We start from the raw sequence: 658 nt of genomic DNA on the forward strand, positions 1-658 counted from the left end.
GTCACCGAGTGCCTGCGGTACCTGTACCTCGTCTCGCGCCATCGCGACCAGCTCAGCGGGCTGTTCCTCCCCGTCGAGCAGGACATCGACGAGATCTGGCACTATCTGATCCTCCAGACCCGCGAGTACCGCACGCTGTGCGAGGAGCGGCTGCCGGGGCGCTTCTTCATCGAGCACCGCAGCATCGCCTACGAGAGCTACCAGCAGGCCCCCGGCCGCGAGCAGGCGATGGAAGAGGCACTGCGCTGGATACCGCTGTACTGCCGGGAGTTCGGCCCGTTCGACGAGGGCGCGCTGCCACACTGGACCATCGTCCGCTTCCTCCATCAGCGGATGGGCATGTCACTGGCGGACATAGCGGCCCTCGAACCCCTGGCACCGGCGTGACGCCGCTCTCGCGTCGGCGGCGCGCGCCTCGGGCGGCCGGGGCGCGGGCGCGGGCCTGGGCGGGCTGTCGGGCAGGTGGGTTCTCACAGCGGGGGAGCGACGAAGCACCCGCGGTCGGGGTCGTTGAGCGACTCCTTCGCCACCTGCTCGTCCCAGGGGTTCGAGGTGCCCCACTGGTCGGTCACCTCCGCCCGCGAGGCGTCGTAGACGTGAGGGTGCCAGGTGTCCTCGTCCACCTCCTCCATGGCGGTGGTGTACTCCAGGGTGTTGC

Annotated in this window: 1 protein-coding gene and 1 pseudogene; one reads left to right on the forward strand and one right to left on the reverse strand. The window is 69.9% G+C overall.

The features are described 5' to 3' along the window. A partial coding sequence (locus KUM32_RS30730) for a hypothetical protein (protein WP_217145238.1) occupies positions 1-387 on the forward strand: 387 nt, incomplete at its 5' end. An 83-nt stretch (positions 388-470) separates the two neighbouring features. On the opposite strand, the pseudogene KUM32_RS30735 reads toward KUM32_RS30730, so the two are convergent. Continuing rightward, a pseudogene (locus KUM32_RS30735) lies at positions 471-658 on the reverse strand (oxidoreductase); the annotation flags it as partial.

This window comes from Streptomyces sp. AC627_RSS907 (assembly GCF_019049165.1).